This window comes from Hymenobacter properus, from assembly GCF_015694735.1.
GTDB lineage: Bacteria > Bacteroidota > Bacteroidia > Cytophagales > Hymenobacteraceae > Hymenobacter > Hymenobacter properus.
The window spans coordinates 148,003-173,110 of the sequence record NZ_JADQDP010000004.1; the positions used below are offsets into that span (position 1 = coordinate 148,003).

General features: G+C 60.6%; 21 protein-coding genes and 1 pseudogene. 7 read left to right on the forward strand and 15 right to left on the reverse strand.

Annotated elements, in window-relative coordinates:
• Positions 1-206: 206 nt before the first annotated feature.
• The 3 genes from I2I01_RS17160 to I2I01_RS17170 all read left to right on the forward strand — a co-directional run bounded on the left by I2I01_RS17160 (position 207) and on the right by I2I01_RS17170 (position 3,019).
• Positions 207-794, forward strand: a complete 588-nt coding sequence (locus I2I01_RS17160; protein WP_196287733.1) for a hypothetical protein — start codon at positions 207-209, stop codon at positions 792-794.
• A 285-nt stretch (positions 795-1,079) separates the two neighbouring features.
• Complete coding sequence (locus I2I01_RS17165) at positions 1,080-1,886, forward strand: SDR family NAD(P)-dependent oxidoreductase (protein ID WP_196287734.1); 807 nt, start codon at positions 1,080-1,082, stop codon at positions 1,884-1,886.
• Between the two features lie 194 nt (positions 1,887-2,080).
• Positions 2,081-3,019 carry a D-2-hydroxyacid dehydrogenase gene (locus I2I01_RS17170; RefSeq protein ID WP_196287735.1) on the forward strand — a complete coding sequence of 313 codons (939 nt, stop codon included), beginning with the start codon at positions 2,081-2,083 and terminating at the stop codon, positions 3,017-3,019.
• Positions 3,020-3,232: 213 nt separating this feature from the next.
• Here the strand turns inward: I2I01_RS17170 and I2I01_RS17175 are convergent, their stop codons facing one another.
• The gene (locus tag I2I01_RS17175; protein WP_196287736.1) at positions 3,233-4,189 is read right to left on the reverse strand and encodes a pectinesterase family protein; all 957 of its coding nucleotides are present in this window, start codon (positions 4,187-4,189) and stop codon (positions 3,233-3,235) included.
• A gap of 83 nt (positions 4,190-4,272) precedes the next feature.
• Positions 4,273-5,223, reverse strand: a complete 951-nt coding sequence (locus I2I01_RS17180) for a pectinesterase family protein (protein WP_196287737.1) — start codon at positions 5,221-5,223, stop codon at positions 4,273-4,275.
• A 163-nt stretch (positions 5,224-5,386) separates the two neighbouring features.
• On the opposite strand from I2I01_RS17180, the gene I2I01_RS17185 reads away from it, so the two are divergent.
• Positions 5,387-6,292, forward strand: a complete 906-nt coding sequence (locus I2I01_RS17185) for a carboxypeptidase-like regulatory domain-containing protein (protein ID WP_196287738.1) — start codon at positions 5,387-5,389, stop codon at positions 6,290-6,292.
• A 62-nt stretch (positions 6,293-6,354) separates the two neighbouring features.
• On the opposite strand, the gene I2I01_RS17190 is transcribed toward I2I01_RS17185, so the two are convergent.
• The 7 genes and pseudogenes from I2I01_RS17190 to I2I01_RS17220 form a co-directional block, all read right to left on the reverse strand.
• A complete protein-coding gene (locus I2I01_RS17190) occupies positions 6,355-7,185 on the reverse strand; it encodes an enoyl-ACP reductase FabI (protein WP_196287739.1) in 831 nt (276 codons plus the stop codon).
• Positions 7,186-7,402: 217 nt separating this feature from the next.
• Complete coding sequence (gene recN, locus I2I01_RS17195; RefSeq protein ID WP_196287740.1) at positions 7,403-9,073, reverse strand: DNA repair protein RecN; 1,671 nt, start codon at positions 9,071-9,073, stop codon at positions 7,403-7,405.
• 133 nt (positions 9,074-9,206) lie between these two features.
• Positions 9,207-10,124, reverse strand: a complete 918-nt coding sequence (gene porD / locus I2I01_RS17200; protein WP_196287741.1) for a type IX secretion system protein PorD — start codon at positions 10,122-10,124, stop codon at positions 9,207-9,209.
• A gap of 5 nt (positions 10,125-10,129) precedes the next feature.
• Positions 10,130-11,485: pseudogene (locus I2I01_RS17205) on the reverse strand (bifunctional phosphopantothenoylcysteine decarboxylase/phosphopantothenate synthase).
• Between the two features lie 149 nt (positions 11,486-11,634).
• Positions 11,635-11,982: a DNA-directed RNA polymerase subunit omega gene (locus I2I01_RS17210; protein ID WP_196287742.1), complete on the reverse strand. Its 348-nt coding sequence runs from the start codon at positions 11,980-11,982 to the stop codon at positions 11,635-11,637.
• 101 nt (positions 11,983-12,083) lie between these two features.
• Positions 12,084-12,914 (reverse strand): outer membrane protein assembly factor BamD, encoded by an 831-nt coding sequence (locus I2I01_RS17215; RefSeq protein ID WP_196287743.1) that lies wholly within the window; start codon positions 12,912-12,914, stop codon positions 12,084-12,086.
• Positions 12,915-13,018: 104 nt separating this feature from the next.
• Positions 13,019-14,806 carry an OstA-like protein gene (locus tag I2I01_RS17220; RefSeq protein WP_196287744.1) on the reverse strand — a complete coding sequence of 596 codons (1,788 nt, stop codon included), beginning with the start codon at positions 14,804-14,806 and terminating at the stop codon, positions 13,019-13,021.
• A 212-nt stretch (positions 14,807-15,018) separates the two neighbouring features.
• Between I2I01_RS17220 and tilS the strand changes: the two genes are divergently transcribed.
• Together tilS and mdh are read left to right on the forward strand one after the other, a co-directional pair.
• Positions 15,019-16,350, forward strand: coding sequence for a tRNA lysidine(34) synthetase TilS (tilS, locus tag I2I01_RS17225; RefSeq protein ID WP_196287745.1), 1,332 nt, complete (start codon positions 15,019-15,021; stop codon positions 16,348-16,350).
• 117 nt (positions 16,351-16,467) lie between these two features.
• Entirely contained in the window at positions 16,468-17,412 is a 945-nt protein-coding gene (gene mdh / locus I2I01_RS17230) for a malate dehydrogenase (RefSeq protein WP_196287746.1), read from the forward strand.
• 63 nt (positions 17,413-17,475) lie between these two features.
• Here the strand turns inward: mdh and I2I01_RS17235 are convergent, their stop codons facing one another.
• The gene (locus I2I01_RS17235) at positions 17,476-18,351 is read right to left on the reverse strand and encodes a hypothetical protein (RefSeq protein WP_196287747.1); all 876 of its coding nucleotides are present in this window, start codon (positions 18,349-18,351) and stop codon (positions 17,476-17,478) included.
• Positions 18,352-18,504: 153 nt separating this feature from the next.
• Here I2I01_RS17235 and I2I01_RS17240 point away from each other — a divergent pair, with 153 nt between their 5' ends.
• A complete protein-coding gene (locus I2I01_RS17240) occupies positions 18,505-19,137 on the forward strand; it encodes a macro domain-containing protein (RefSeq protein WP_196287748.1) in 633 nt (210 codons plus the stop codon).
• A gap of 5 nt (positions 19,138-19,142) precedes the next feature.
• On the opposite strand, the gene I2I01_RS17245 is transcribed toward I2I01_RS17240, so the two are convergent.
• From I2I01_RS17245 to mutL, 5 genes are all read right to left on the reverse strand, one after another.
• Entirely contained in the window at positions 19,143-20,129 is a 987-nt protein-coding gene (locus I2I01_RS17245; protein WP_196287749.1) for a hypothetical protein, read from the reverse strand.
• A 137-nt stretch (positions 20,130-20,266) separates the two neighbouring features.
• Positions 20,267-20,920, reverse strand: coding sequence for a helix-turn-helix domain-containing protein (locus I2I01_RS17250; RefSeq protein ID WP_196287750.1), 654 nt, complete (start codon positions 20,918-20,920; stop codon positions 20,267-20,269).
• Between the two features lie 21 nt (positions 20,921-20,941).
• Positions 20,942-21,856: a rhomboid family intramembrane serine protease gene (locus I2I01_RS17255; RefSeq protein ID WP_196287751.1), complete on the reverse strand. Its 915-nt coding sequence runs from the start codon at positions 21,854-21,856 to the stop codon at positions 20,942-20,944.
• A gap of 80 nt (positions 21,857-21,936) precedes the next feature.
• On the reverse strand, positions 21,937-22,737 hold the full coding sequence (locus I2I01_RS17260; protein WP_196287752.1) for a rhomboid family intramembrane serine protease: 801 nt from the start codon (positions 22,735-22,737) through the stop codon (positions 21,937-21,939).
• Positions 22,738-22,779: 42 nt separating this feature from the next.
• Entirely contained in the window at positions 22,780-24,849 is a 2,070-nt protein-coding gene (gene mutL, locus I2I01_RS17265; RefSeq protein ID WP_196287753.1) for a DNA mismatch repair endonuclease MutL, read from the reverse strand.
• Positions 24,850-25,108: the final 259 nt, after the last annotated feature.

Here is a 25,108-nt window from a genome sequence, read left to right on the forward strand (position 1 = left end):
TGAAGGCGCACGGGATGGTTAGAGGCAGTTACCTTTAGGTTCCTTTTCAGTCCTACCGATTTATTTGCATGAAGCACCTTTTCCTTCCCCTGGCTTTTAGCCTGCTGCTTTTCACGGGTTGCAGCAAAGATGCCCCTGAAGCCGCTAAAACGGTATTGGATGGCGAATACCAAGCCGGCGCTACCATTGCCACGGCTCCCATTAAAATGTATACCAAGGATGGCGAGGTTAACAACCCGGCATTGATAGACCGCTTTCTGAGCCGGCGGTCGTGGGCGGCGGGCTTTTTTCCGCGCACCGACACGCCTATCCCAACTACCGCTTCGTTTAAAATCATTATCCGGGGGAATAACCAGGCCAACCTTATTACTACGTCGTCGGGCCGCAGCGACACGGTCAAAACCGACATTACCGCGCAACGGCCCGACTATGCCGTGCTTACCGGGCGCGATTCGTTGACCGTTCTGAGTCCGGCGAGTGGCATGGGCCGTTGCGAAGTGTTGATTGGCCAAATGGAAAAGGAACAGCCCGTAAAGCGCTGCGTGCCGATGTCGCTGGCAACGGGATATTCGCGGCAATGCAAATTTCGTCCAGTCCGCCTGCTCAAAATCAACGCGGGCCAACTCTTCATTCCGCAATTGAGCTGGCTGGTGCAGTCCGGGCCGCTGTACAACAGCTGCGGCTATACCGCAAGCGGCTCCTGGAACCTGTTTAACGCCGGCATTCCGGGTCAAATGGTTGCCGGCGACACCGTGGTGGTGCAGGAACGTACCATTGCGCTAGTCAAAAAGTAAACCTGCAATCAGCAAATTCAGGTTTGGTGAGGCAGGCTTGAAGTGCGCCGTTCAGCGAAGCGCGAGGCGTGGCACGGCCGGTGTACTGATGAAATTTGGTGCAGGCAGAACAGCAAATTGTGTATCTGGGTGCACTGATGACTGACCGAAAGGCCCGCCGCCCGCCGGAATGCTACCGTTCAGTTACTGCAACCGCTACGAAGGCGCTTAATCATAATAAATTCAAGCACAACCAAACCCTACCCCCGCCGTTAGAAAAGGCTCCTTTCCACATTTCCTTTTTTTATGGCAACCCAACAAACTGCCCTCATCACGGGCGCCAGCAGCGGCATTGGCCGCGAGCTGGCCAACTGCTTCGCGCAAGACAAATACAACCTCATTCTCGTGGCCCTGGAGCCCGACCTGCTCAACCAAGCTGCGTCGGAGCTGCGCCAGCAATACGGCGTCGAGGTTACGACCATTGTCAAGGACCTGTTCAAGCGCGACGCCCCGTTTGAGGTGTACAACGAAGTCAAGCAGCAAGGCCGGCAGATTGACGTGCTGGTGAACGACGCTGGCCAGGGCCAGTACGGCACCTTCGACACCACCGACATCAACCGCGAGCTGGACATCATTCAGCTCAACATCGGGGCCTACGTGGTATTCACGAAGCTATACCTGAAGGAATTCAAAGCCCGCAACGAGGGCAAAATCCTGTTTGTGGGCAGCATTGCGGGCGAACTGCCCGGCCCGCTGCAAGCCGTGTACCACGGCACCAAGGCCTTTGTAAATTCCTTCGTCGAATCAATTCAAGAGGAAAACAAAGACACCAACATCACCCTCACCAACCTGCTGCCCGGCATTACGAAGACGGATTTCTTCAACAAAGCCCACATGACGCAGGCCAAGAACGTGGCCGAGGGCCAGGGCATGGAAGCTGCCGACGTGGCCAAGGAAGGCTACAAAGCGCTGATGAAGGGCGAAAACCGCATCATTGCCGGTGTCATGAACAATGTGCAGGTCGGCTTCAGCAAGGTGATGCCCGACCCGCTGGTGGCCGCCCAGGTGCACCAGCAGAGCAAGCCCGTGGACGGCGACGAAAGCGCCCGCTAGCACGGCATTGCGGCCAGCAGGCCGCTTGCTTGCTTCGCAACCATTGAATATCCCGGTCGGCAGAGGCGCCAGCGCGCTTTTCCGGCCGGGATATTTTGGCTTCATCGAACCTACGCTTAGCGGGCGGCAACTTTGCGGCGTCGCTTACGTTTTGGGCGTTTCTTTCATTTTGCCGCTTTTGAAACGGCTTCCGCATGCGTCTTTTTGTTTATTCTCCCCTCAGCGCCTCGGCCCGCCGGCACTTGCAGCGGCTGGCACCGGCCGAGCTGGAAATTACTTTTTGCAACGACCTACCCACCGAGCAGCAGTTCCCCGCCTTCCAGGAGGCTGAGGTGCTGATGGGAAACCCGCCGCCGGCCTGGTTCACGGCCGGGCCACCGCCGATGCTGCGCTTCTGGCAAATCGACTCGGCCGGCTTTGAGCGCTACCGCCATCTCGATTTGCGCATCCCCGTGGCCAACATGGGCGACTTCTTTTCCTGGCCCTGCGCCGAAACCATGGTGGGCGGCCTGCTGGCCCTCTACCGCCACCTGCCCGAGCTGGCGGTGCTGCAATCGCAGAAAAAATGGGTGGGCGGCGCCTTCGTGCGCAATCGCGCGGGTCTGCTGCGCGGCAAGCGCGTGGTGGTGCTGGGCGCCGGCGCCATTGGCGTAGCTGTGCGCCAGCAGCTGAGTGGCTTCGAGTGCCAGGTGCAGCTCCTGGCCCGCACCGACCCTTCGGCCCAGCTCCACACCAAAGAGCAGCTGAAAGCCGTGCTGCCCGAAACCGACGTGGTGATAAACACCCTGCCCGGCAGCGCCGAGGGCTACTTCTCGGCCGACCTGGTGGAGGCCATGCGCCCGGGCAGCATTTACGCCAGCGTGGGCCGCGGCAACACCACCGACGAGCCAGCCCTCATCCGGCTGCTGCAAGCCGGCTACCTCGGCGGCGCCGTGCTCGACGTGACGGCCGTTGAGCCCTTGCCCGCCGAAAACCCGCTCTGGCACCTGCCCAACGTGCTGCTCACCCAGCACACCGGCGGCGGCCAGGCTCTTGAAGACGAAAGCAAAGTCGACGTGCTGCTGCACAATGTGGAGCAGCTCCGCACCGGCCAGCCCCTGGAGAACCTGGTAGAGCTGAGCAAGGGGTATTAAGTGGGTTGGTGGATTGAACGCACGTTTGTCATTGCGAGCGCAGCGAAGCAATCCGTCCTGTTCTCAGCGACAAACCTACTATTGTGATAAGGCCCTAAATGAAAAGCCCCGGCGCCATTGCGGTACCGGGGCATTCTGGTAATAGGGCGTGTCTGGTGTTGACAGGGCGGATTGCTTCGCTGCGCTCGCAATGACAAACGTGCGTTCAATCCACTACTTCGGCATCCACGGCTCCTTGGCAGCGAAAATGGCCTTGAGGGTGTACGATTTGGCTTCGGCGGCCGTCATTTGATACGACCATTTCACCCGCCCCTGTGGGTTCGCACCAGGGCCAGTGGAATGGTACTCGGCGAAATAGGCGGTTTTCTCGTTTTCCGGATTTTTCCAGTTGTCCCAGCCCGGTGCGGCGATGTGGCCGCCCATTTCGGTGTTGATGTACACCACGCGGGCATTGGGGCGCCAAGGCCGACCGAGGTACACCTTCTTGGCCCGGGCCGTATCAGCCAGCAGCTTACAGTTCAGAAATACGAAGCCAAACGTCTGCTGGGGCGGCGTGGAGGCGGCCGTAATGAAAGAATTCTTCTTGCTGAGGATGGTGCAGTGGTCGAATACGGCCGTGCTGGCGCCAAAAATGAAATCCGTGGTGCCCTCGATGTAGCAGTTTTTGAAATACTGCCGGGTGTGGTCGGTGGCCAGGAACAACACGTCTTGGTTCCCCACCATGCGGCAGTTGGTGAAGGTGGCGCGGTCGGCTTCTACGTGCAGGGCCACGGCCTGGCCGGCCGTGTAGCCCGCGGTGTTTTCGAATGTCAGGTTCTCGGCCGCGAAGTCGTTGCCCTGCACCAGCACCGAGTGCGAGGTGTAGGTGTTGTGCCCGCCCGCGTCGCCGGTGTGGTCGTCGAAGGTGAGGATGGTGTTGTCCTTGCTTTCGCCCACCAAGCGGATGTGCGTTTTGAGCGTAGGCACCACCAGTTTCTCGCGGTAAGTGCCTTTTTTGATGCGGATGGTGACCAGCTTTTGCGACTGGTTGGGCACGGCATCCACGGCTTCCTGCACGGTGCGGTAGGTGCCGGTGCCGTCCTGGGCCACGGTGATGGGGCCGGTTTTAGCAGGCGTTTGGGCGTGGGCGGCGCAAGTGGCCAGCGCAATGGCCGTGAACAGTATTTTCATTGTGAGTTGTAGCGTGGACTCTGTGAGTCCGCGCCTGTAATGAATGTTTTATAACGCGCGGACTCGCAGAGTCCAAGCTACATTTATTTCGTTTCTGGCTGCCAGCCGTGCAGCACGTTCTCGCGGGTGTATTGCCGAGCCTCCGCCTCCGTCAGCTGGTGCGACCACGGCGCCCGCTTCGTGGGCGCCGCGCCGGGCCCGGTCGATTTATACTCGGCGTAGTAAGCCGTTTTCTTGTTCGATTCCTTGTCCCAGGGGTCCCAGCCTTCGGGCCGAATCACGGCACTTAACTGGCAGTTCAAGTACACAGTTTTGGCGTAGGGCCGCCAGGGCCGGCCGAGGCCGAAGCTGCCCGCCGGCGCGTCGCCAACTATGCGGCAACGGCTGAACACGTAGCCAAACCGCGCCGTGTCGGGCGTGCTGGCCGCCGTCACAAACCCGCCCTTTTTGCAAAAAATCTCGCAATCCTCAAACCACGCCGTGCTGGAGCCAAAGATGAAATCTACCGTGCCTTCGATGTAGCAATTCTTGTAAAACTGCCGGCTGCCGCGCCCATACGTGTAGAGCGTGTCCTGAAACCCGAGGAAGCGGCAGTTCACGAAGGCTGCCTTGTCGCCATCCACCCACATGGCTACTGCTTGGCCCACCGGCCCCGACGAATTCTGAAACGTGAGATTTTCGGCCGAAAAATCGCCGCCGTAGATGTAGCAGCTGGCTGAGCCCGAGGTGCCCTTGTCCTCGCCAAAGATGTTTTTCTTCTGGTTGTAGTCGTCGTAGGTCAAGATGGTGCGGTCCCGGTCTTCGCCAATTATCTTCACAAACTGCTTGGAGCCGGCCAGCACCAGCTTTTCTTTATAAGTACCCTTTTTGATGAAGATGGTCGTGACTTTCTTCCGGAAATCGGGCACGGCGTTGAACGCCTCCTGAACCGTCCGAAACCGGCCGCTGCCGTCTTGCGCCACCACAAAATCGTAGCCAAAGGCGCGGTGCAAGCTGCCACTGCACAGCAGCAGCAGGAACAAGAGATGCTTCATGGGTTAAGCGCTAAGTCGGCCGCAAACCTAGCGGCTGCCCGGGCCGAAAGCACGGATTTTCTGCGCAATCGTTCCCGACCGGTTCACTCATTTCTTCCTTTAAGCCTGTGCAATTAGGCTGGGGCGGGCATCTAAAAGCTGTCACTCCGTTTAGCGGACCCTTATGCGCTTACTCCTACTCCTCTGCTCCTACCTGTTTCCATTCCTCGCATTTGCCCAAACCACCGTGTCCGGCCGAGTGTTTGACGGAAAATCTAGATATGGCCTGCCGGGCGTCAGCGTGTTGCAAACAGGCACTACCAACGGCACTACCTGCGATGTATATGGCAACTTCAGTCTCACCGTGCCGGAAACGCTGGACAGTGTCGCCCTTACCTTTTCCTTCATTGGCTCTATCACCCAACAGCGGCGCGTGGCAGCAGGCACGGCTATCATCATCCGTCTGCCGCGCGATGAGCACCGGTTTGATTCTGACCTAACAACCAGTCCCACCCTGTTGGTGGGCTTGGCCAGTGGGCTACGCTATGCACCCATTGGCGCCGAGGTACAGGTTTTTAAAACATGGTCACGCCGGCAGCTGCCCATACCCGTCACCGCCAGTTACCAAACCAATCTGGTCCGTAACCACGCCCTCCGCTTCACCCTCGATTTGCCGGGCATCCCAATCCACCGTTTCAGCCTCACCGAAGCGGTGGAATACCAGCATGTGCAGTCCATCCCGGCCAATGCGGCACTCGAAAGCTACACTGCCAAAGTTGGCCTCAGCTTTGCCCCCGTCAGCTATAGCCTTCTGCCCTCCCTGCTGATGGGTGTAGGGCACTCCCGCCTACGCGCGGCCACTTCCGAACCTGCTTTCACCAGTTCGGGCTATGGATACACGCTGGGGCTGCGCAGCTACCGCCTGCCGCTTCGCTGCTTCGGGTATGTGCAGGCCACCCGGTGGCCAGGCTTCTGGCAGTGGCAGGGGCGGTTGGCACGCAACATGGCCGGCTTGCAAGCAGCCGTGGCGTTGAACCAGTTTCGCAGCTACGCGGAAGTGTCGCTGTCGGTGAGCCGCTTTTTTTATTGAGGCCCAGAAACAAAAAAGCCCGACCAACCGGCCGGGCTTTTTCTTTCCATAACTGGCAGCGCCTAGCCCTGCTGGCCCGATACCTGCGTCAGCACGTCCACAATCTCGGCCGAGATGCCGGTGGTGCTGAAGCCGCCGTCGTGCATCAGGTTTTGCATGGTCACGTAGCGCGTCAGGTCCGAGAACAGCGAGATGCAATAGTCGGCGCATGCTTCGGCCGGAGCGTTGCCCAGCGGCGACATCATGTCGGCAAAGTTGTAGAAGGCGTCGAAGCCGCTGATGCCGGTGCCGGCCGTGGTTTTGGTGGGCGACTGCGACACCGTGTTCACGCGCACTTTCTTCAGCTTGCCCAGGCGCTGCCCGTAGCTGCGCGCAATGCTCTCAAGCATGGCCTTGGCCTGCGTCATGTCGGTGTAGTCGAGGAAGGCACGCTGGGCCGCGATGTAGCTCAGCGCCACCACCGAGCCCCACTCGTTGAAGGCATCCTGCTTTTCAGCCACGGCCAGCATCTTGTGCAGCGAGAGGGCCGATACGTCGATGGTTTGCTGGAAGAATTTGTAGTCCAGTTCGCCGTAGTGCTTCTTCTTGCGGATGTTGGCGCTCATGCCGATGCTGTGCAGCACGAAGTCAATCTTGCCGCCCAGCTGCTCCTGGGCGCCCGCAAACAGCTTTTCCAGCTCCTCGGTTGAGGTCGCATCGGCCGGGATGATGGGGGCGTTGCACTCCTCGCTCAGCTTGTTGATTTCGCCCATGCGCATGGCCAGCGGCGCGTTGGTGAGCACGAAACGGGCCCCTTCGGCGTGGGCGCGTTGGGCCACTTTCCAAGCAATGGATTGGTCATTAAGAGCGCCGGAAATGATGCCGACTTTGCCGGCGAGGAGGTTGTTAGCCATGAGTTTTAGATGGTGTGATGGAATCGTCTGTCATTGCGAGCGGAGTGAAGCAATCCGTCCTGTTCTCAGCGACTGGCTCTAAGATGTGACAAACCCAACCGTTGGATTTGAGGCGGCAAGTTAGCGGTTGGGTTTGTCACAACTCAAGGTGTCTGGTATTGAGAGGACAGATTGCCGCGTTGCGCAGCGCTCCACTCGCAGTGACGGACGGGTCCACTTACGCCGCCACCTCGCCCCGCATGGCCAGCAACTCGCGGGCGCTCTGGAAGGCATTTTCGCTAGGCTTGGCGCCCGCAATCATGTGCGCGATTTCCTTGATGCGGTCCTCCTGGCTCAGCTCGCGGATGCGGCTCACGGTGCGGTCGGCGCGGTCTTCCTTATACACGAAGTAATGCACGTCGCCGGCCGCGGCCATCTGCGGCAGGTGCGAAATGGCCACCAGTTGGTGCTTGTGCGCCATTTGCTGCATCATGCGGCCCACCTTCACGGCAATCTCGCCACTGATGCCGGTATCAATTTCGTCGAACACTATCGTGGGCAGCGCCGTCTTATCCGCCAGCATGTACTTGATGCAGAGCATCAGGCGTGAGAACTCGCCGCCCGACGCGGCCTTGCTCAACGTTTGGGGCTGGGCGCCTTTGTTGGCGGTGAAGAGGATGCTCACCACGTCGGTGCCGCTGGCGGCCGGCGCGCCGGTGCTGTGCTGAATCACGATGCGGGCATTGGGCATGCCCAGGTCGGCCAGCAGCAGGCCCAGCTGCTTCTCAAAGTGCGGAAACGACTTGCGGCGGCTTTCCGAGAGCTTGGCGGCCTGCTTGGTCACGGCGGCCAGGGCGGCGTCGGAGTCTTTGCGCAGACGGCTAATTTCCTTGTCCAGGTTCAGCACTGAGCTTACTTTCTGGCGCAGTTCATTGCGCACGGCCAGCAGGGCAGGCAGGTCGCGGGCCTGGTGCTTGCGCTGCAAGGTGTAGAGCACATTGAGGCGGTCTTGCAGTTCCTCGGCGCGGGCGGGGTCGCCCTCGGTGTGGCGCTCGGCGGTTTCCACCTCGTCGGCAATGTCGTGCAGTTCAATAAGGCAGCTTTCCAGACGCTCGCGCAGCTCCTTGAAGTTGTCGGCGTAGCTGGCCACCTGGCCCAGCAGCGTCGAGGCCTCCTTCATGGTGCCGGTGGCGCAGGTTTCGCTGTCGCGCAGGCCGTGCAGGGCCTGGCTCAGCTTGTACTTGATTTCCTCGGCGTGCTCCAGCTGCTTCACCTCCTGCTCCAGGGCTTCCTGGTCCTCATTGTCGAGCCGGGCCTCTTCCAGCTCATTCAGCAGAAAGCTGTTATAGTCCAGCTCTTTGCTAGCCTGGGCAGCCTGGCTTTCCAAGGCCTGCAAATCCACTTCCAGCTTGCGGTAAGTGCGGAAGGCGCTGCCGTACATGGTGCGCTGCGGCACCAGCCCGGCGTACAAATCGAGTAGGTTGAGCTGAAAAACGCCGTCGCCCAGCAGCAGCGTGTCGTGCTGCGAGTGGATGTCCATCAGGTTGGCCCCGATTTTCCGCAGCGCCTCCAGCGTCACGGGCGTGTCGTTTACGAAGGCACGCGACTTGCCATTCGGGCTGATTTCGCGCCGCAAAATGCAGTGCGTGTCGTAGTCTAAATCCTCGGCGTCGAAAATATCCTGCAGCTGGTAATTGCTGATATCAAACTGCCCCTCAATCACGCACTTGCGCTCGGTGTCGAACAGCATGCGCGAGTCGGCCCGGTTGCCCAGCAGCAAGCCAATGGCGCCCAGCATGATGGATTTGCCGGCCCCGGTTTCGCCCGTAATAATATTCAGCAGTGGCGACGGACGCAGCTCCAGCTGCTCAATCAACGCGTAATTCTTAATTCGTAAATCGACTAGCATATCCTTATAAAGAAACCCGAACGTCATGCCGAACGCAGCCGAGGCATCTCGCGTGCAACAATAATTAGAATCCCGCGGCGAGATGCCTCGGCTGCGCTCGGCATGACGTTCTTTCTTTGTTATTTATTCCAAACTATTGTAACACTGTTTGATACTTCGCCGAGTTGCCGGGGTCTACTTCCGTGAGCATGGCCACCAACTGCTGCTTCTGGCTCGCATCGGGACTGGTGCGGAAGATGTTGGCAATTTCGTCGGCTTTGGCATCGAAAAAAGCGCGGGTGAGCAGCGCGCCGGGGCGCGTTATCACCGCTTTCTGAATACCGGAGAGGGCCGTCATCACCGACGCGCGGGCCTCTTCGGGCTTCTCGATAAAAACGTCCATACCCAGCCGGTAGTAGTTGTAGAGGCCGGTGCGGAAGGCTTCGAGCTGCGGGTCGGTGAGGTTATCGAGCAGGAAGTGGCGCTCGCGCGAGCCCGTGCCGCGCCACCCTTCGTCGGGCTCGTTGGTGAGGGTTTGGTTGGCCGAGTAGTTCACGATGTTGCGCGCCAGCTCGTAGTACGGCGTCCCTCCCAAACGGCCAAATGTGTCGCGGTCGATGCCAATCACCAGGTAGGCGTAGTACCCGAGCAGCGACGCCAGATTCGACGTGAAGCTGTTTTGCGAAAAGGCGATGGGGTTCTGGGGCGAGTAGTTGAAGTTGAAGCTGCGGTCGGTAAGGCTGATGACGTTGGTTTCGTAGCCGGTGCCATACACTGGGCGCGTCGAAATCAGACGCATAGTGGCGTTGTAGGTGCCGGGTTGCGGGATGGCCGTGATGCCGATGAACACGCGCAGCTTGATGCGTTCACCGGGCTGGTAGGCTTGCGAGGTCCAAGCCGTGGTGTTGAGCAGGTTGCGGATTTCGTTCTGCATCTGCGTCACCAGGGTCGGGTCGGTGATGGTAACGTTCTGGGTGGTTACCTGCACTTCGGCCAGCAGCTCTTGCGCGCGGACGGGGCCCGCCAGCAGCACGGCAAAAAGAGGCAGGAGGGCGAGAAACTTTCGCAGCATGAGCATCAATGGTTTGCGGCCCGGCGGGCCAGAATCAGGCTTACCAGCCCGCGGGCCACGTCGGCCTTGGACTGCAACTCAAAATTAACGATTTGGCCCGCCGCATCCAGCACCGTCACCTTGTTGGTGTCGTGGCCGAAGCCTGCGCCCGCGTCGCGCAGCGAATTCAACACCACCAGGTCGAAATTCTTGCGCCGCAGCTTGTCCTGGGCGTGGGCCAGCTCGTTCGTAGTCTCCAACGCAAAACCCACAGCAAATTGTTCAGCCCTTTTCTGCCGGCCGAGCGTGGCGGCAATGTCCACGTTTTTCACGAGCTCCAACGTCAGCGTTTCGCCCGATTTCTTGATTTTCTCCTGCGCTACCTGCGCCGGCCGGTAATCGGCCACCGCCGCCGCAAAAACCCACACATCGGCCTCCGCGGCCACTTCTGACGCCGCCGCAAACATCTCAGCGGCAGTTTCTACCCGCACCGTCTCAATCAGCGCACTGGCCGGGTCGGGCAACTGGCTGGGGCCGCTCACCAGCGTCACCGTCGCGCCTTCGGCTGCGAAAGCTTCGGCCAGCGCGTAGCCCATCTTACCCGTCGAGCGGTTGCCGAGGAAGCGGACGGGGTCGAGCGGTTCGTAGGTGGGACCGGCGGTAAGGAGGACGTGCATTCGGTTAGCAATTGGAATAGGAATCAAAGAACGTCATGCAGAACGCAGCGAAGCATCTCGCGAGCTCAAGTAATTAGTCACCCAAAGCGAGATGCTTCGCTGCGCTCTGCATGAAGGTCACTGAAGCTCTCGTCCGGCGAAAAACCGTTCCAGCTCTGCCACAATGTCTTCCGGCTCCAGCATGCGGCCGTGGCCGCTGAGGCCGCTGGCCAGCTCACCGCTGGGCGAATCGAAAACGTGGTTGCCGAAGCTTCGCAGCCGCGCCAGGTTCTGCGTCACTGCCGGATGGGCGTACATATCCAGGTCCATGGCCGGGGCCAGAAACACCGGGCAGCGGGCCGATAAATACACCGCGCACAGCAGGTTTGGGCACAGCCCATTGGCCAATTGCCCAATGGTGTTGGCGCTGGCCGGCGCAATCAACAAGGCATCGGCCCACAGGCCCAGTTCCACGTGGTTGTGCCACTCACCGGCCGCGGCATCGCGCAGAAAACCTGTCAGGACGGGCTTTTTGGAGAGCGTGCCCAGCGTGAGCGGCGTGACGAAAGCCGAGGCCGCCTCGGTGAGGATTACCTGCACCTCGGCCCCAGCCTTCACCAATAAGCGGGTGAGCGGCGCGGCCTTGTAGGCCGCAATGCTGCCGCTCACGCCCAGCAAAATGCGGCGGCCGTGCAAGGCGTTAGGGAGCGGGGTTGGGTCGGCCATAACGATGAAATTGCTTTCAGCAAAAGAACGTCATGCTGAGCGTAGCCGAAGCATCTCGCGTGCAGTAGTAAGGATTTACTCTTGCACGCGAGATGCTTCGGCTACGCTCAGCATGACGTTCTTAATTGACTACCAGGCTAGTTCTAGCCTTAGAACAGCTCGCGGGGAATCTGGATTTCCTCGGGCTCGGGCGTGTTGTAGTAGATTTTGCCCTGCAGGAACTCCTCAATGGCGAGGCTGGTGGGCTTGGGCATACGCTCGTACTGCTTCGACACCTCGATTTGCTCGCGGTTTTCGAATACTTCTTCCAGGTTGTCGACCGTGGAGGCAAACTCAGCCAGCTTGTCGTTCAGCTCTTCTTTCAGCTTGACCGACAGTTGGTTGGCGCGCTTCGAAATCACGGCAATGGCCTCGTACACATTGCCATTGTCGCCGGTGATGTCGGCGATGTTGCGCGTTACGATGGAGCTCGATACGGCGTTGGGATTGGGTTTCATGGGCAGTGTATTATTGTTAGTAATTCGTTGTCAGTTGTTAGGCTTTGCGCAGCTTCCGGACCAAGCCCGATGACTGCTAACAAGCAAGTAACAACTAAAGATTAATTGGAAGCGGCCGTGGGCACGGATTTCAAACGGGCAATTTCAGTCTGACTGAAATCGTACATGTCCTGGGCGGCCTTCAGGCTTTTGCTTTTGGGGTAGGCGTCGATGAACTGCTGGTAGAAGTTCACCGCTTCCTGGTACCGCTCGCGCTGCTTGGCTTCCACGCTTTCCTTGGCCCAGGAGTACTGGGCGGTGAGGCGTAGGAAAGCAGCCTGCTCGGCAAAGGCCGAGGCGGGGTATTGCAGTTGGAAGTTGGTGAGGGCCACCACAGCCGCCTGGTTGTAGCGCAACTGGTAATAGAGGCGGGCACTCTCGAAAGCTTTGTTCTCCAGCTTCTTCTGCAGCTCCTGGGCCATGTTCTCGGTTTCGGCCTTGAACTTGCTGTCGGGGTAGCGGTTCAGGAAATCCTGGATGGATTCGAGGGCCGACACCGTGTTGGTCTGGTCGAGCTCAAAGCCGGGCGAGTCCAGAAACAGCGACTTGGCATTCAAAAAAGTCGCTTCTTCCGTGTATTCCGAGTTCGGGTACGTATCGATGAACTGCTTGAAGTAGAACGAGCTCAGCACGTAGTTGCGCTGCTTGTAGTTCGTATTGGCAAAATAGAACTGCGCTTTCTCGGCTTCAGGGCGGCCTTTGAGCAGCGGAATGAGGTCTTCGAGCAGGGTGCCAGCCCGGAAAAAGTCGCCTTTTTCGTAGTACTGCACGGCAGCCGCGTACTTTTTATTGACGTCGGTGCTTTTCAGCAAGCGTTGGTAGCCGCTGGCGCAGGCGCCCAGCAAGAGCGTGCTAACCAGCAGAAACAGAACCGTGAGGCGGGAAATCGGCATAAGGGGTGCAAAGGTAACGATTTGAGCCGGCGAAGGCAAACAGGGCGCCGAATCGGGCCGGGCCACCGGCCACTAGAGTGCGCGGCTGCGGCCAATGGTTGCAGCTAGCGCCGCGCGGCTGGGGTTTTGGGTGCCACTGGGGTGGGTACGGGCTTAGCAGGCAGCGTCGTGGCATTGGCCACTGGCTTTGCCGATTTGGCCGGTATCTTTTTCGGGGCGGGCTTGGCCTTGGGGCTTTTCTTGGGTACGGCTTTGGTTTTCTTCTTAACGGCCTTGGGCTTTTTCGGTCGGTCGTCGAATTGCTTACCCAACACCTGGCGGCGGGTGGGCCGTTCCTTGGCGCGCCAGCGGAAGTTTTTCAGCCGCTCGTCGTCGGGCTTGAGTTCGTGGGGCGGGATGAACTTGGCCTCGGGGTTCGAGAGCACCGTTATTTTGTTGAGCTTGCTGTCCAGAAACAGCAGCCGCATGTTGGCCGAGAGCACCCGGTTCATGCCCGTAGTAGCGGTGTCGCCATCGAGGGCGTAGAAGATGCTTTCCGCGTTGCCCAGCACATCGACGCGCCGGATTTTATTGTCGCGGAAATACGAAATCATGTTCCGCCCCTTGGTCTGGTTGAAGTTCAGGAGCGTGTCCTGGCTCACGGCGAATGCATTAGCGTAGAGGCGCATCTCATCCACTTTACCGCGCTTCGAGCGAATTTCCATGGAGTCGGCCGTGAGTTGGTTTTTGGCCTGCCACAGCACGGGGTCCTGGTTGAGGTAGATGATGCTGTCCTGCCGGTCGTAGGTCAGCGAGTCGCAGATGCCCTGCAGGTTGCCCCGGAAAATCTGCACCTTGGGGTAGGCGTAGAGGACGGTGCGGGTAGTGGTTTGGCCGGGCCGGGCCTCGATGCTGATGAGCGTGTCGGCGGCCATGTAGAGCGTATCCTTCTGGCTGCCAATGTTGCGCACCACGGGCCGGCCGCCGTAGAGCTTGGTGCGGCCCAGCGCGCGCCAGTACTTGCCGGCGTCGCCGCGCAGCACAAGGTTGTCCTTCTTGGAAGTGAGCGACACGTGGCCCTTGGCCACACCGTAGAGCTTCAGCTCGTCGTACACCAGGTTGTCGCCTCCCAGCAGGTAGTTGGGCGTGTCAATTTTCGCGTTCTTCTTGAAGTCCGAGACGCGGGTGATGGTGTTGTAGTTGCCGCCCTCGGCGTAAAGGTTGCCCTGCTTGCCTTTAATGCGGGTGGGGCCGTTGAAGTAGGCAATTTTGGTGACGGTGTTGTAGCGCAGCGTGTCGTTGTTCAGCTCCGAGTCGGGCGTGACGAGGTGCACGTTGCGCTTAAACAGGAATACCTTGGAGTTGCGGTCGTAGAAGCCCTCCTGGCTGTCGAGGGTGTTTTGCGGGTCGGTGAGGTGGCCGGTTTCGGTGTAATAGGCCGTTTTCCGGTTCATGTCGTACTCCAGCGAGGGGGCCGTGAGGGTCATGCGGGTGTCGCGCATCACCACGTTGCCGGTCATGCGGGCCGTGCGCTTGGCGCCGTCGTAAAAGCCGTGGTCGCCGGTGATGGTCATGGTGTCGCTCTGCACCACGCGCACGTTGCTGAAAGCCTCTACTTGGTTGTTATCAATGTATTGATAGGCCGAATCGCAATACAGAAACACGTCGTCCTGCTGAAAGCTGACGTTGGTAATCAGCTTGCGAATCTTCACCCCATTGAAAATGCCGCCCACCAGCTGGCCCGAGGTCAGCAGTTTGATGGGCGAACCCTTGGCCGGTGGCGTGCCCGGGGCCGGGCGCTGCCCAGCCACAGGCGCACCCGGCGCTGCGGGGCGCGGCAGGTTCGGGGTTTGGGCTCGGCCCAGCAGCGGCCCCAGCGCAAAGAGCAGAACTAAAAAGCGGAAGACAGACATTCGGTGGTCAAAGGTACGGACGGGGCCCGCGCTAACGGCCATCTTTGCGGTGTAGTACGGGCGCGGTACGCCGGCCAGGTTATTATCCAAGCTGTCATGCTGAGCGCAGTCGAAGCATCTCTACCGCGCAATGCAATTATTTACTGCTGCGGTAGAGATGCTTCGGCTGCGCTCAGCATGACAGCCTTTATTCTTAGCTCACTTCTGTTAACATGCTCGACGCCGTCCGCCGCTTCATTGAGGAGCACGACCTTTTTTCCATCGAAAACGACCCCATTCTGGTTGCCGTCAGCGGCGGGCTCGATTCGGTGGTGCTGTTAGACATTTTGCATCGCCTCAAGGTTCAGGTGGCGGTGGCGCACTGCCACTTCGGCCTGCGCGGCGAGGATGCCGACGCCGACGAGCAGTTTGTGCGCAAGCTGGCCAAGCAGTACGGCCTCCCCTACTTCGCCGAGTTTTTCCGGACCAAGGAATTTGCCGAGCAGGAAGGCATCTCGACCCAGATGGCGGCCCGCCTGCTGCGCTACCGCTGGTTTGAGCAGGTGCGGGAGCGGGAGCAACTGGCCGCCATTGCCACGGCCCACCACCAGCGCGACCAGGCCGAAACCATGATACTGAACCTTACGCACGGCACCGGCCTAGCCGGCCTGCACGGCATTCAGGTGAAAAACGGCCATGTGGTGCGCCCCCTGCTGGGCCTGGGCCGCGACGACCTGCACGACTACCTGGTAGAGCGCGGCCTGCGCTGGCGCGAAGACGACAGCAACGACAGCCCCGTGTACCAGCGCAACCTGCTGCGCCACGAGGTGCTGCCCGTGCTGCGCGAAATCAACCCCAACCTTGACCAAACCATGGCCGCCACCGCCGAGCGCGTGGGCGGGGCCGAGGAAATTGTGCGCCGCTACGTGGAAGAAACCGCCGCCCAGGCCCGCCGCGACGAGGCCGAGGTGACGTATTTGAACATCAGCACGCTGCAAAAGACAGCCGCCACCACGGTGGTGCTGCATGAGCTGCTGCGGCCCTTCGGCTTCTCTTGGCTGATGGTGAAGGACATTGTGGCGGCGTTTGGCGGCGAGAGCGGCCGGCGCTTCGACTCGCCCACGCACCGGCTGGTGAAGGACCGGGAGAACCTGGTCATTACCCCGCGGCGCACGTCGCAGTACGGCACCTTCCAACTGGCGGCGGGCCAAACCGACCTGCTGGCCGACGGCATGCGCCTCAAGGCCGAGCTGCACGACGACGCCCGGCACTTTATCATTCCGCGCTCCAAGAGCACGGCCGCGCTGGATGCCGACAAGCTAAAATTCCCGCTCACGCTGCGCCGCTGGCAGGAAGGCGACTGGTTTATGCCGCTGGGGATGAAGGGCAAGAAGCTGCTCAGCGACTTCCTCATCGACCAGAAAGTGCCACTCAACCTCAAAGACGAAGTGCGCGTGCTGACCTCGGCCGACGGCAAAATCTGCTGGGTGGTGGGCTGGCGCGTCGATGACCGGTTTAAGGTGGAGGATGCTACTGAGCGGGTGCTGACGGTGCAGCGGATGTAGCGCGGGCGCGGCGATGTATCAACTGTCCTAGTAAAAACCCGGATTTTCTGCCCGCACAAATTGCATTCGGCCGTACTTTTACGGCCGACATCGTTTTCTCATTCAACTCCCATCCCCATGAAGGTTACCGTAGTCGGAGCCGGCAACGTGGGCGCTACCTGCGCCGATGTGCTTGCCACCCGTGAAATTGCCAACGAAATTGTTCTGGTTGACATCAAAGAAGGTTTCGCCGAAGGCAAAGCCCTCGACATCTGGCAAAAGGCGCCCATCATCGGCTACGACTCGCGCACGGTGGGCGTGACCGGCGACTACAGCCGCACGGCTGGTTCCGATGTGGTGGTGATTACCTCGGGCCTGCCCCGCAAGCCCGGCATGACCCGCGACGACCTGATTTCGACCAACGCCGGCATCGTGAAATCGGTGACCGAGCAGGTGGTGAAATACTCGCCCAACGCCATCATCATCATCGTGAGCAACCCGCTCGACGTGATGACCTACCAGGCCCACCTCACCTCGGGTCTCGACCGCACCAAGGTGTTCGGCATGGCCGGCATTCTGGACACGGCCCGCTACCGCGCCTTCCTGGCTGAGGCCCTGAACGTGAGCCCCAAAGACATTCAAGCTGTGCTGATGGGCGGCCACGGCGACACCATGGTGCCCCTGCCCCGTTACACCACCGTAGGCGGCATCCCCGTAACGGAACTGATTGACAAAGACAAGCTGGACGCCATCGTGGCCCGCACCACCAACGGCGGTGGCGAGCTGGTGAAGCTGATGGGCACCTCGGCCTGGTACGCCCCCGGCGCGGCCGCTGCCCAAATGGTGGAAGCCATCGTGCGCGACCAGCGCCGCGTGTTCCCGGTGTGCATTAAGCTCGAAGGCGAGTACGGCATCGACGGCGTGTACCTGGGCGCTCCGGTGATTCTGGGCAAAAACGGCATCGAGAAAGTAATCGAACTGCAGCTCAACGACGAGGAGAAAGCTCTGCTCGAAACCTCGCGCGGCCACGTGAAAGAGGTGATGGACGCACTCGACAAAATGACCGCCGCCCAGCCGGCTTAATTCATTGTTTTGCTAAAAAGCCCCGCCGGCCAGTGCCGGCGGGGCTTTTTCATTTATAGAGCGTCAGCGTTTCCACAACTCGTCGAACAGCCGGTAGTGCGAGAGCAGTGTCTGCGGCAGGGTGGCGGCATCCATCGCGACTCGGTTGAACTCGGAGTTAGCCACTTCGGTGGCGGCCAGAAACACATGACACGGGTACAGCTGCTTGCTCAAACCGTGGCGGCGGGCAGCTGGGGCCCTTCGCAGGGCCTGGTCGAACTCCTGGGTGAGCGGCAGGGAGCCAGCAGCCGGGTTGGCTGGCCCCACCCGGTGCTGCTCGTAGTAGGCTTCGCGCGCGGCCGGGTCGGGGAAGAACACATTGGCCAGTGAATACCGGTAGGGCATCAGGCAATCGGCCAGGAAGAGATGGCGGGTTGAAATGTAGTCGTAGCCCAAATCGATGGCGACTTCGCGGGACCGGGCAATGAGCTGCTCCAGTTCTGGCGCGAAGGTATTCTGCACCATACGGTTGGCAAGCAACTGCTTCAACAGCCAGCCGTCGTTGGCCATGCCGTTGCGCTCGCGGGGCGCCAGGTTGCCCACCAACATGGCGGCCGCCACCAGGGTCAACGAAAACATGAATAGTTTCAGGGCCCCGTGCAGGTCAAATACCAACGCACCGCAGAACCCGAGCGCCGCCACCGCGAACGCACCTACCGCTCCGCCCAACACCATGATTATCTGCTGGGTGGTGGTCATGTTCTGGCTGCTTGGCACGCAACGCCCGACGTTCCAAAAAAAGCTTCGCTTCGCGTAAATTTCCAGTAGGCCGAGCTGCGTTCGCCACGAATTGGCGCTGTCGTCGTAGGAACCCAGGTACACCGTCACCTTGGCGCGGGTGAACAGCAGCGCCGGCAAGGCATGCCCCAGCTCATGCAGCACAATAAGTAGAGGCCACACTATCAATCGCAGCCCCAACATAACTCCCAGGAAGAAAAACATGTCGTGCTAAGCCAGCTTATGGGTGTGGCGCAAAGCTAACCAGAACGGAACGATGCAGGCACAAGCCCAAGTACTATTGGGAATCAGTATCTTGCGGGCCAACACCACTTCATGCACCTAAATCTGATTGACACCAACCCCGAGGTGACCGACGCCTGGGAAAAAGTTTTTGCCGACGTGCCGCAGGTTACCATTCACCTCGGCTCCATTTTCGATTACCCCGCCGATGCGCTTATCAGCCCGGCCAACAGCTTCGGATACATGAACGGCGGGCTGGATTTTGCCATCTCCAAAAACCTGGGCTGGCACCTGGAGAAGGACCTACAGCGCCTCATCCGCGAAAAATATTACGGGGAATTGCTGGTAGGGCAGGCCGACATTATTGCCACCGGCCACGCCGATTTCCCCTACCTGATTGCGGCGCCCACCATGCGCACGCCCATGACTATCACGCGCGGCCCCAACGTGTACCTGGCCATGAAAGCCATTCTGAAGCTGGTGCGCTACGGCAAGCTGGCCTCGGGCCAAGCCGTGAGTGAGGTGGTGAAGACGCTGGCCGTGCCGGGGCTGGGAACGGGCGTCGGGCAAGTCCGGCCATTGGTGTGCGCCCGGCAAATGCGCCTGGCCTGGGAAGACGTGATGCAGGAGAAGTTTGCCACCGAAACGGGCTGGGAAGAAATGTGCTCGAACTATGCCTACTTCTACACCCACAACCGGCCTGATATCAAGTACGACATCTATTAAGCATTTCAACGCCTGGGCGCTACGACCACCCCAAACCGCCCGCCCTTCACATCCAGAATGAGCGTGTGCTGGCTGAACACTTTGTTGCCAAGCATGCCGCCCATGCCCGAGAAGCGCATTAGCGTGCGTTGCATGAAGGTGGTGCCATCTATGTAGGTGACGGTGCCGAGCGGCAGGGCTGTGGCGCCAATTTGCAGCCGGGCGGCGGTGGGCGCGGTGTGAGCCGTCAGGGTTTTGCCCCAGGAATTGACCGGCGTGACTTGGTCGGGGGCGCCCGGTTGGGCTAGTTCCTGCCACGATGCCTGCGAGGTGAGCAAGGCGAAGGCGCTACTGCCTGAGTCGAAAAGCAACTGTTTATCGGTGCCTTGCAGGCCGGCACTCAGCAGCACGCGCCGCTGCTCAAACGCCAGCGGAGCAAACACAGCGCGGCGGGCCAAGCTATCGGGTACGTCGGTACGCAGTTCAAAGCGCTGGCGGGCGTAGTCGATGACCAATACGCGGCCTTCCAGCAAGTCGGTGCCTAATGTTCCGATGACGAAGGGCGCGGTGCTGTCGGCTGGCAGCGTACGGGCGCCCATTTCCCGTACCCGAATGGTGCGCGCTGCTACCTGGCCCTGACCGATGGTGAACGGAAAGTTCTGGAGGGCGCCAGCCTGGGGTTTCAGGGCTGGGCTGGCAGCGGGGTAGCTGGCCTGCAGAGCCGCCAGCGCGTGTGAGTAGAGCAGTGTGTAAGGCGCGCCGGTGTCGAATTGCAGGTAGCAGGTGCGCGGGCAGTTGGGCAGCAAGATGGGCACCAGCAGCACGGCGTGGGGCGTGATACGAGTGGCGGTGGTATCGGCGCGCCACGCGAAGCGGGTAGTGGCTGGCAGCTGCGAAACGGTGAGCTGATTGGCGGGCGCCTGGAACTGCTGGCGGAAGTAGAAGTAGCCACCGATGCCGGCTAAAACAAACAGGGCAAAGATGGCCAGCAGGACTTTAAACAGGACTTTCATGGCTGCAGAAATAAGGGGTGGAAGACTGGGTCAAAACTACCCGGCCCCCTCCCCCATTCCCGGCGCCATTGTAACGACATTTTAACGCCACTTAGATTAACCTATTGACCATCAGATAGCAACATTTCAACCTTTACCTACAGTCGGATGGGGTAAATGTCGAGCCGACCGCGCCGTAGCAGCAGTTGATTGTAGCCCACCGTCACCACATTGACCAGATAAGTGAGCACAAAAACGGCCAGAAACACGCCCTTCAGCACCACCCCAAAGTAGAAGAACATGGCCGCTTGCAGCAGCAGCACCATGAGGTAGCTGAAGAAGCTGGCCACCTGCCACAGTACCTGAAACCCCAGCACCCGCCGGCCCACCTCCGCAGCGTGGGCGGTGTGGTGGCGGTGCTTGCGCCACAGCAGGTAGGGCACCAGCAGGTTGAGAAAGGGAAACACCAACAGGCACAGCGCGCTCAGGTTGAGCAGTTCCAGCAAATGCGGGTCGGAACGCAGCGCAGGTGGAGCGGGTGCAGAAGGCGCGGCGGCAAGTAGCGGTTCAGTTCCCACGCGGGTGGGTTCTCCGGCATCTAGCTCGGCCCCCGGCTCAGGCACCATGAGCAAGGCTTCGAGCGGCACGTCGAGGGCCGTGGCCAGGGCCTGCACAGTGTGGCCGCGCGGCACAGTTTCGCCTTGTTCCACCCGCTGAATGGTGCGCAAGCTCACGCCCGACTGTTCGGCCAAAAGCTCTTGCGAATAGCCTTTGCTTTTGCGCAGGGCTTGAATGCGGGCGGCCGAGAACATGCGCGAATTGCTGCGAAAAACTTACTGCTGGCTGGCCCGGAACAGTTTTTGCTTTTCCTCCTTGCTCAGACTCTCATAGCCCGAGCGCGAAATCTTATCCAGGATGGTGTCGATTTCGTCTTGCAGGGGCTGGCCGGGGGCAACGGGCTTCTTGGCGCCGCTGGCCGAGGCAGTGGTCACCGTTTCGGGGCGGCGCGTGGTGCTGCTCACACGCATGGCCGGCCGGCTGCTGGTAAGGCGGCTGAAAAAATTACCCACGGCCTGCACGGGGCGGCCCAGGTCGCGCCCGGCCTGCAGCTGCTTGATGAACACGAAGCCCAGCAGAGCGCCCCCCAAGTGGGCCAGCATGCCGCCAGGGTTGCCCGAGAGGCCGGCGATGGAAAGAATGATGACAACCGCCGCAATCCACTTAATGCGCACCGGGCCGATGAGAATCAGCATGAAGGTATAATCGGGCAGCAGCGTGGCCGCAGCCACGATGACTGCCGTGACGGCGCCCGAAGCTCCCACCACCAGCTGGCCGGCGGCAGCGTACGGCATCAGCACCGGAATGAGGTTGTAGCCGAGCAGGCAGGTGGCGGCCCCCACCAGAGCGCCCAGCACGTAGACGCTCACCAGGCGCCGGTCGCCGAGGTATTCCTGCAGTAGTTGCCCAAACCAGTACAGCTGCAGCATATTGAATAAGATGTGCAGGAAGCCCTGGTGAGTGAAGGCATAGGTGAGCACCGTCCAGGGGTGGCGGGCCACCTCGCCGAGGTTGGCCGACAGCTCCAGCTGGCTCATGACCCGGAACAGGACACCGGGCGACTGCGAAAGGTAGGTGCCGGCTTCGAGCAGCACCACGCCCACAAACACCAGCACGTTAAGCCAGATGAGCTTAACGAGGGCGTTGTCGCGCCGGCTGAAAGCGAGGCGAATGTCTTGAACGATGCTCATGGCTCGTGTCAGCAATTAAATCAGGTGCACAAAAATAGCGGGCCGCGGGTGCTGCGGCGGGCTATAGCATCAACCGCGTTTTAGCGAAACCGTTCCCGGCCACTGCCGCCTTCCCATATTTTGAGCGCAATAAAGGCGACCAGTGCCCCGCCCAAATGCGCAAAATGCGCAATGTCATCGCCGGGCACCCGGTGCGTGCCGCGGTAAAGCTCGTACATGATGTCGACGAAGACGAGATACTTGGCCTTAATGGGAAAGGGGATGAACAGCAGGTACATCTCCAGGTTCGGAAACAGGTAGGCAAACGCGAAGAGAATCCCGAAAACTGCGCCCGACGCGCCCAGCATGCCCGCGGCGCGCGAATCGCGCACGTAAGCCACCGCTTCGCCAATTTCCCGGTTGGCCTGGGCGATGTAAGCTTGGTTTTGGGGCTCGCGGTCCAGCGCAACAGCCAGGTCCTGGTAGCCGGAAGCTTCGGGCAGGTGCTTTTCGAAGAAGCCGACATAGTCCGGTCCGCTCGGTGCCTGCCGGAACTCCCGCTGCGACTGTTCCATGCGATAAATCTCGACGGCACGCACGCCGTCGTAGCATAGGCCGGCCCCCACCCCGCACACCAGCCAAAAGGTCAGAAACCGCGTCGCCCCCCACAGTTGCTCCAACCGGGGCCCGAACACGAGCAGGGCCAGCATATTGGAGAAAAGGTGCCCCCAGCCGCTGTGCAGAAACATGTAAGTAAAAAACTGCCAGGGATAGTAGAGCGGCGTGCCAATGGGATACAGACTGCCTATCTGGGTGAGCAATGGCAGCAGGCTTTGCTGGGCAACGAGAAAAAGCACGTTAGCAATCAACAGGTTGCGAACCGTGGGGGTGAGATTAAACATGAAGCGAAGGTAAGACGCCGTGCCCACCGCATGGCCGGCGGGTCACTTACGGAAAAAATCGGCCAGTTGCTGCCCGTCCAGCAGCACCAGGGTTTTGCGGCCGTCGGGGGTGTAGCCGGGCGTTTGGCAGGCAAACAGGCGGTCGGCCAGGGCGCTGAGCTCGGCTTCGGGCAGGCGGGTGCCGGCCGTGCCGGCGGCCACGCGGCGGGCCAGCGCCCGGGCCAGGCGCTCGCTCTGGTCGAGCTTGAGCGGGCCGGCCGTGGTGCGGAACTGCTCAATCAGGCCTTCCAGCAGCTCCTTTTCGTTCTGGGCTGGCATGCCGGCCGGAATGGCCTCCACGGCAATGGTGTTGGGCCCGAACTCCGTGAAAATGAAGCCCAGCGCGTGCAGCGGCTCGGTGAGCTCGCGCAGCACGGCAAAATCGGCGGGCGAAAACGTAACCGTGCGCGGAAACAGCAGCGTTTGCGACGAGCCCACAGCCTGGCCCAGTTCCTGCCGGTACTGCTCGTACAGAATCCGCTCGCGCGCCGCCTCCTGGTCAATCAGCAGCACCCCCGACTTCACCGGCACCAGCACATAGCGCTGCTGCACCTGCACCGCCCGGCTGGCCGCGCCGCCCTCACGGGCGGGCACGGCCGGGGCAGTGGGCCCCGCGTCGGGCATGGTCAGGCCCAGCGAGAAATCCGGCTTTTCGACCGGGGGCGCGGCCAGTTCGGCGGGCGCATCGGCCTCGAAGCTGCGCACCACGGGGTTGTCGGCACCCACGGTGCGGTCTTCGCGCACGGGCTGGCCCAGTTCGCGGTAGAAAGCTTCGAGCTCGCGCCGGGCCTGCTCGGTGGGGCGGGGCGGCAGCTGGCGCTCGTAGCCGTCGCGCCGGGTTTCGGGCGAGAAGTTCGAGAAGCCTGAGTTGTTGGCGGCGGGGCTGCGCGTGGCCGCCGCAGCCGCAGCAGCCAGCGCATCGGGCCGGAAGGTGTCGGCGGCGCTGGCGGCCCGGGCCGCGGGGGTGGCGGCAGGCAGGTGGTCGTTGGCGGTAGTGGGCGCTTCGCCCGTGCCCTTGCCCGCCCGCAGCGGCCGGATGGGCGCAAAATTCACGTCGCCGTCGAAATCCAGCGAGGGCGCGATGTTGTGGATGCCCAAGCTTTGCTTCACGGCGGCGCGCACCACGGCGTACACGGTTTTCTCGTCCTCGAACTTGATTTCCGTTTTGGTGGGGTGTACGTTGATGTCGATGGTCTTGGGGTCAAGCTCCAGAAACAGCACGTAGAAGGGGTGCGTGTCGCGGGCCAGCAGGCCTTCGTAGGCCGCCAGTACGGCGTGGTTGAGGTAGGCCGAGCGGATGAAGCGGTTGTTTACGAAGAAGAACTGGTCGCCCCGGCTTTTCTTGCTCGACTCCGGCTTGCCCACGAAGCCGCGCACCGAAATGGCGTGCGTTACTTCCTCGCAGGCCGCCAGCTGTTCCTTATAGCCGTTGCCCAACAGGGCCACAATGCGCTGGCTGAGCTTGCCGGCCGGCAGGCCAAATACCTCCAAATCATTTTGGTAGAGTGAAAAGGCAATCTGCGGGTTGGCAAGGGCTACGTGCTGAAACTCGTCGAGAATGTGCCGCATTTCCACGGCGTTACTCTTTAGGAAGTTGCGGCGGGCGGGCACGTTGAAGAACAGGTTCTTCACCGAAATGCTGGTGCCGTCGGGACAGGCCGTGGGCTGCTGGCTGGTGATTTGGGAACCCTCTACAAGCAGCAGCGTGCCGGTGTCGTGCTCGCGCTGCTTGGTGCGGATTTCAACCTGGGCCACGGCCGCGATACTGGCCAGCGCCTCGCCGCGGAAGCCGAGCGTGCGAATTTTAAATAGGTCTTCGGTAGAGCGGATTTTGCTGGTGGCATGGCGCTCCAGGCTCATGCGGGCGTCGGTGGGGCTCATGCCCGCGCCGTTGTCGACTACCTGCACGAGCTGCTTGCCAGCCTCTTTCACAATGAGTTGAACCTGAGTGGCGCCGGCATCGACGGCATTTTCCAGCAGTTCCTTCACCACCGAGGCGGGGCGCTGCACCACCTCGCCGGCCGCAATCTGGTTGGCGAGGTATTCGGGAAGCAGGTGAATAATATCAGGCATAGGAGGTAGCGCACGCTTCAGCTGGCGCTTGGAGAACTTGAGAAAGCTAATCGGCACGGAGACAAGCGAAACCGTGCCCGACAATAAGCAAAAATCGGCCGCGTTATAAACCCGTAGCGGGAGTTTTTGCGTACCTTTGCGGCCAAAATGACCGACTGCACGTAATCGGTGTTTGCTGGTTAGTAGTCAGATTAAGAGCTTTTTCTTCCGACTACTGCCTATCAAGCACCGACTCCCTTTTGCTAGCAGTGGAACCTCC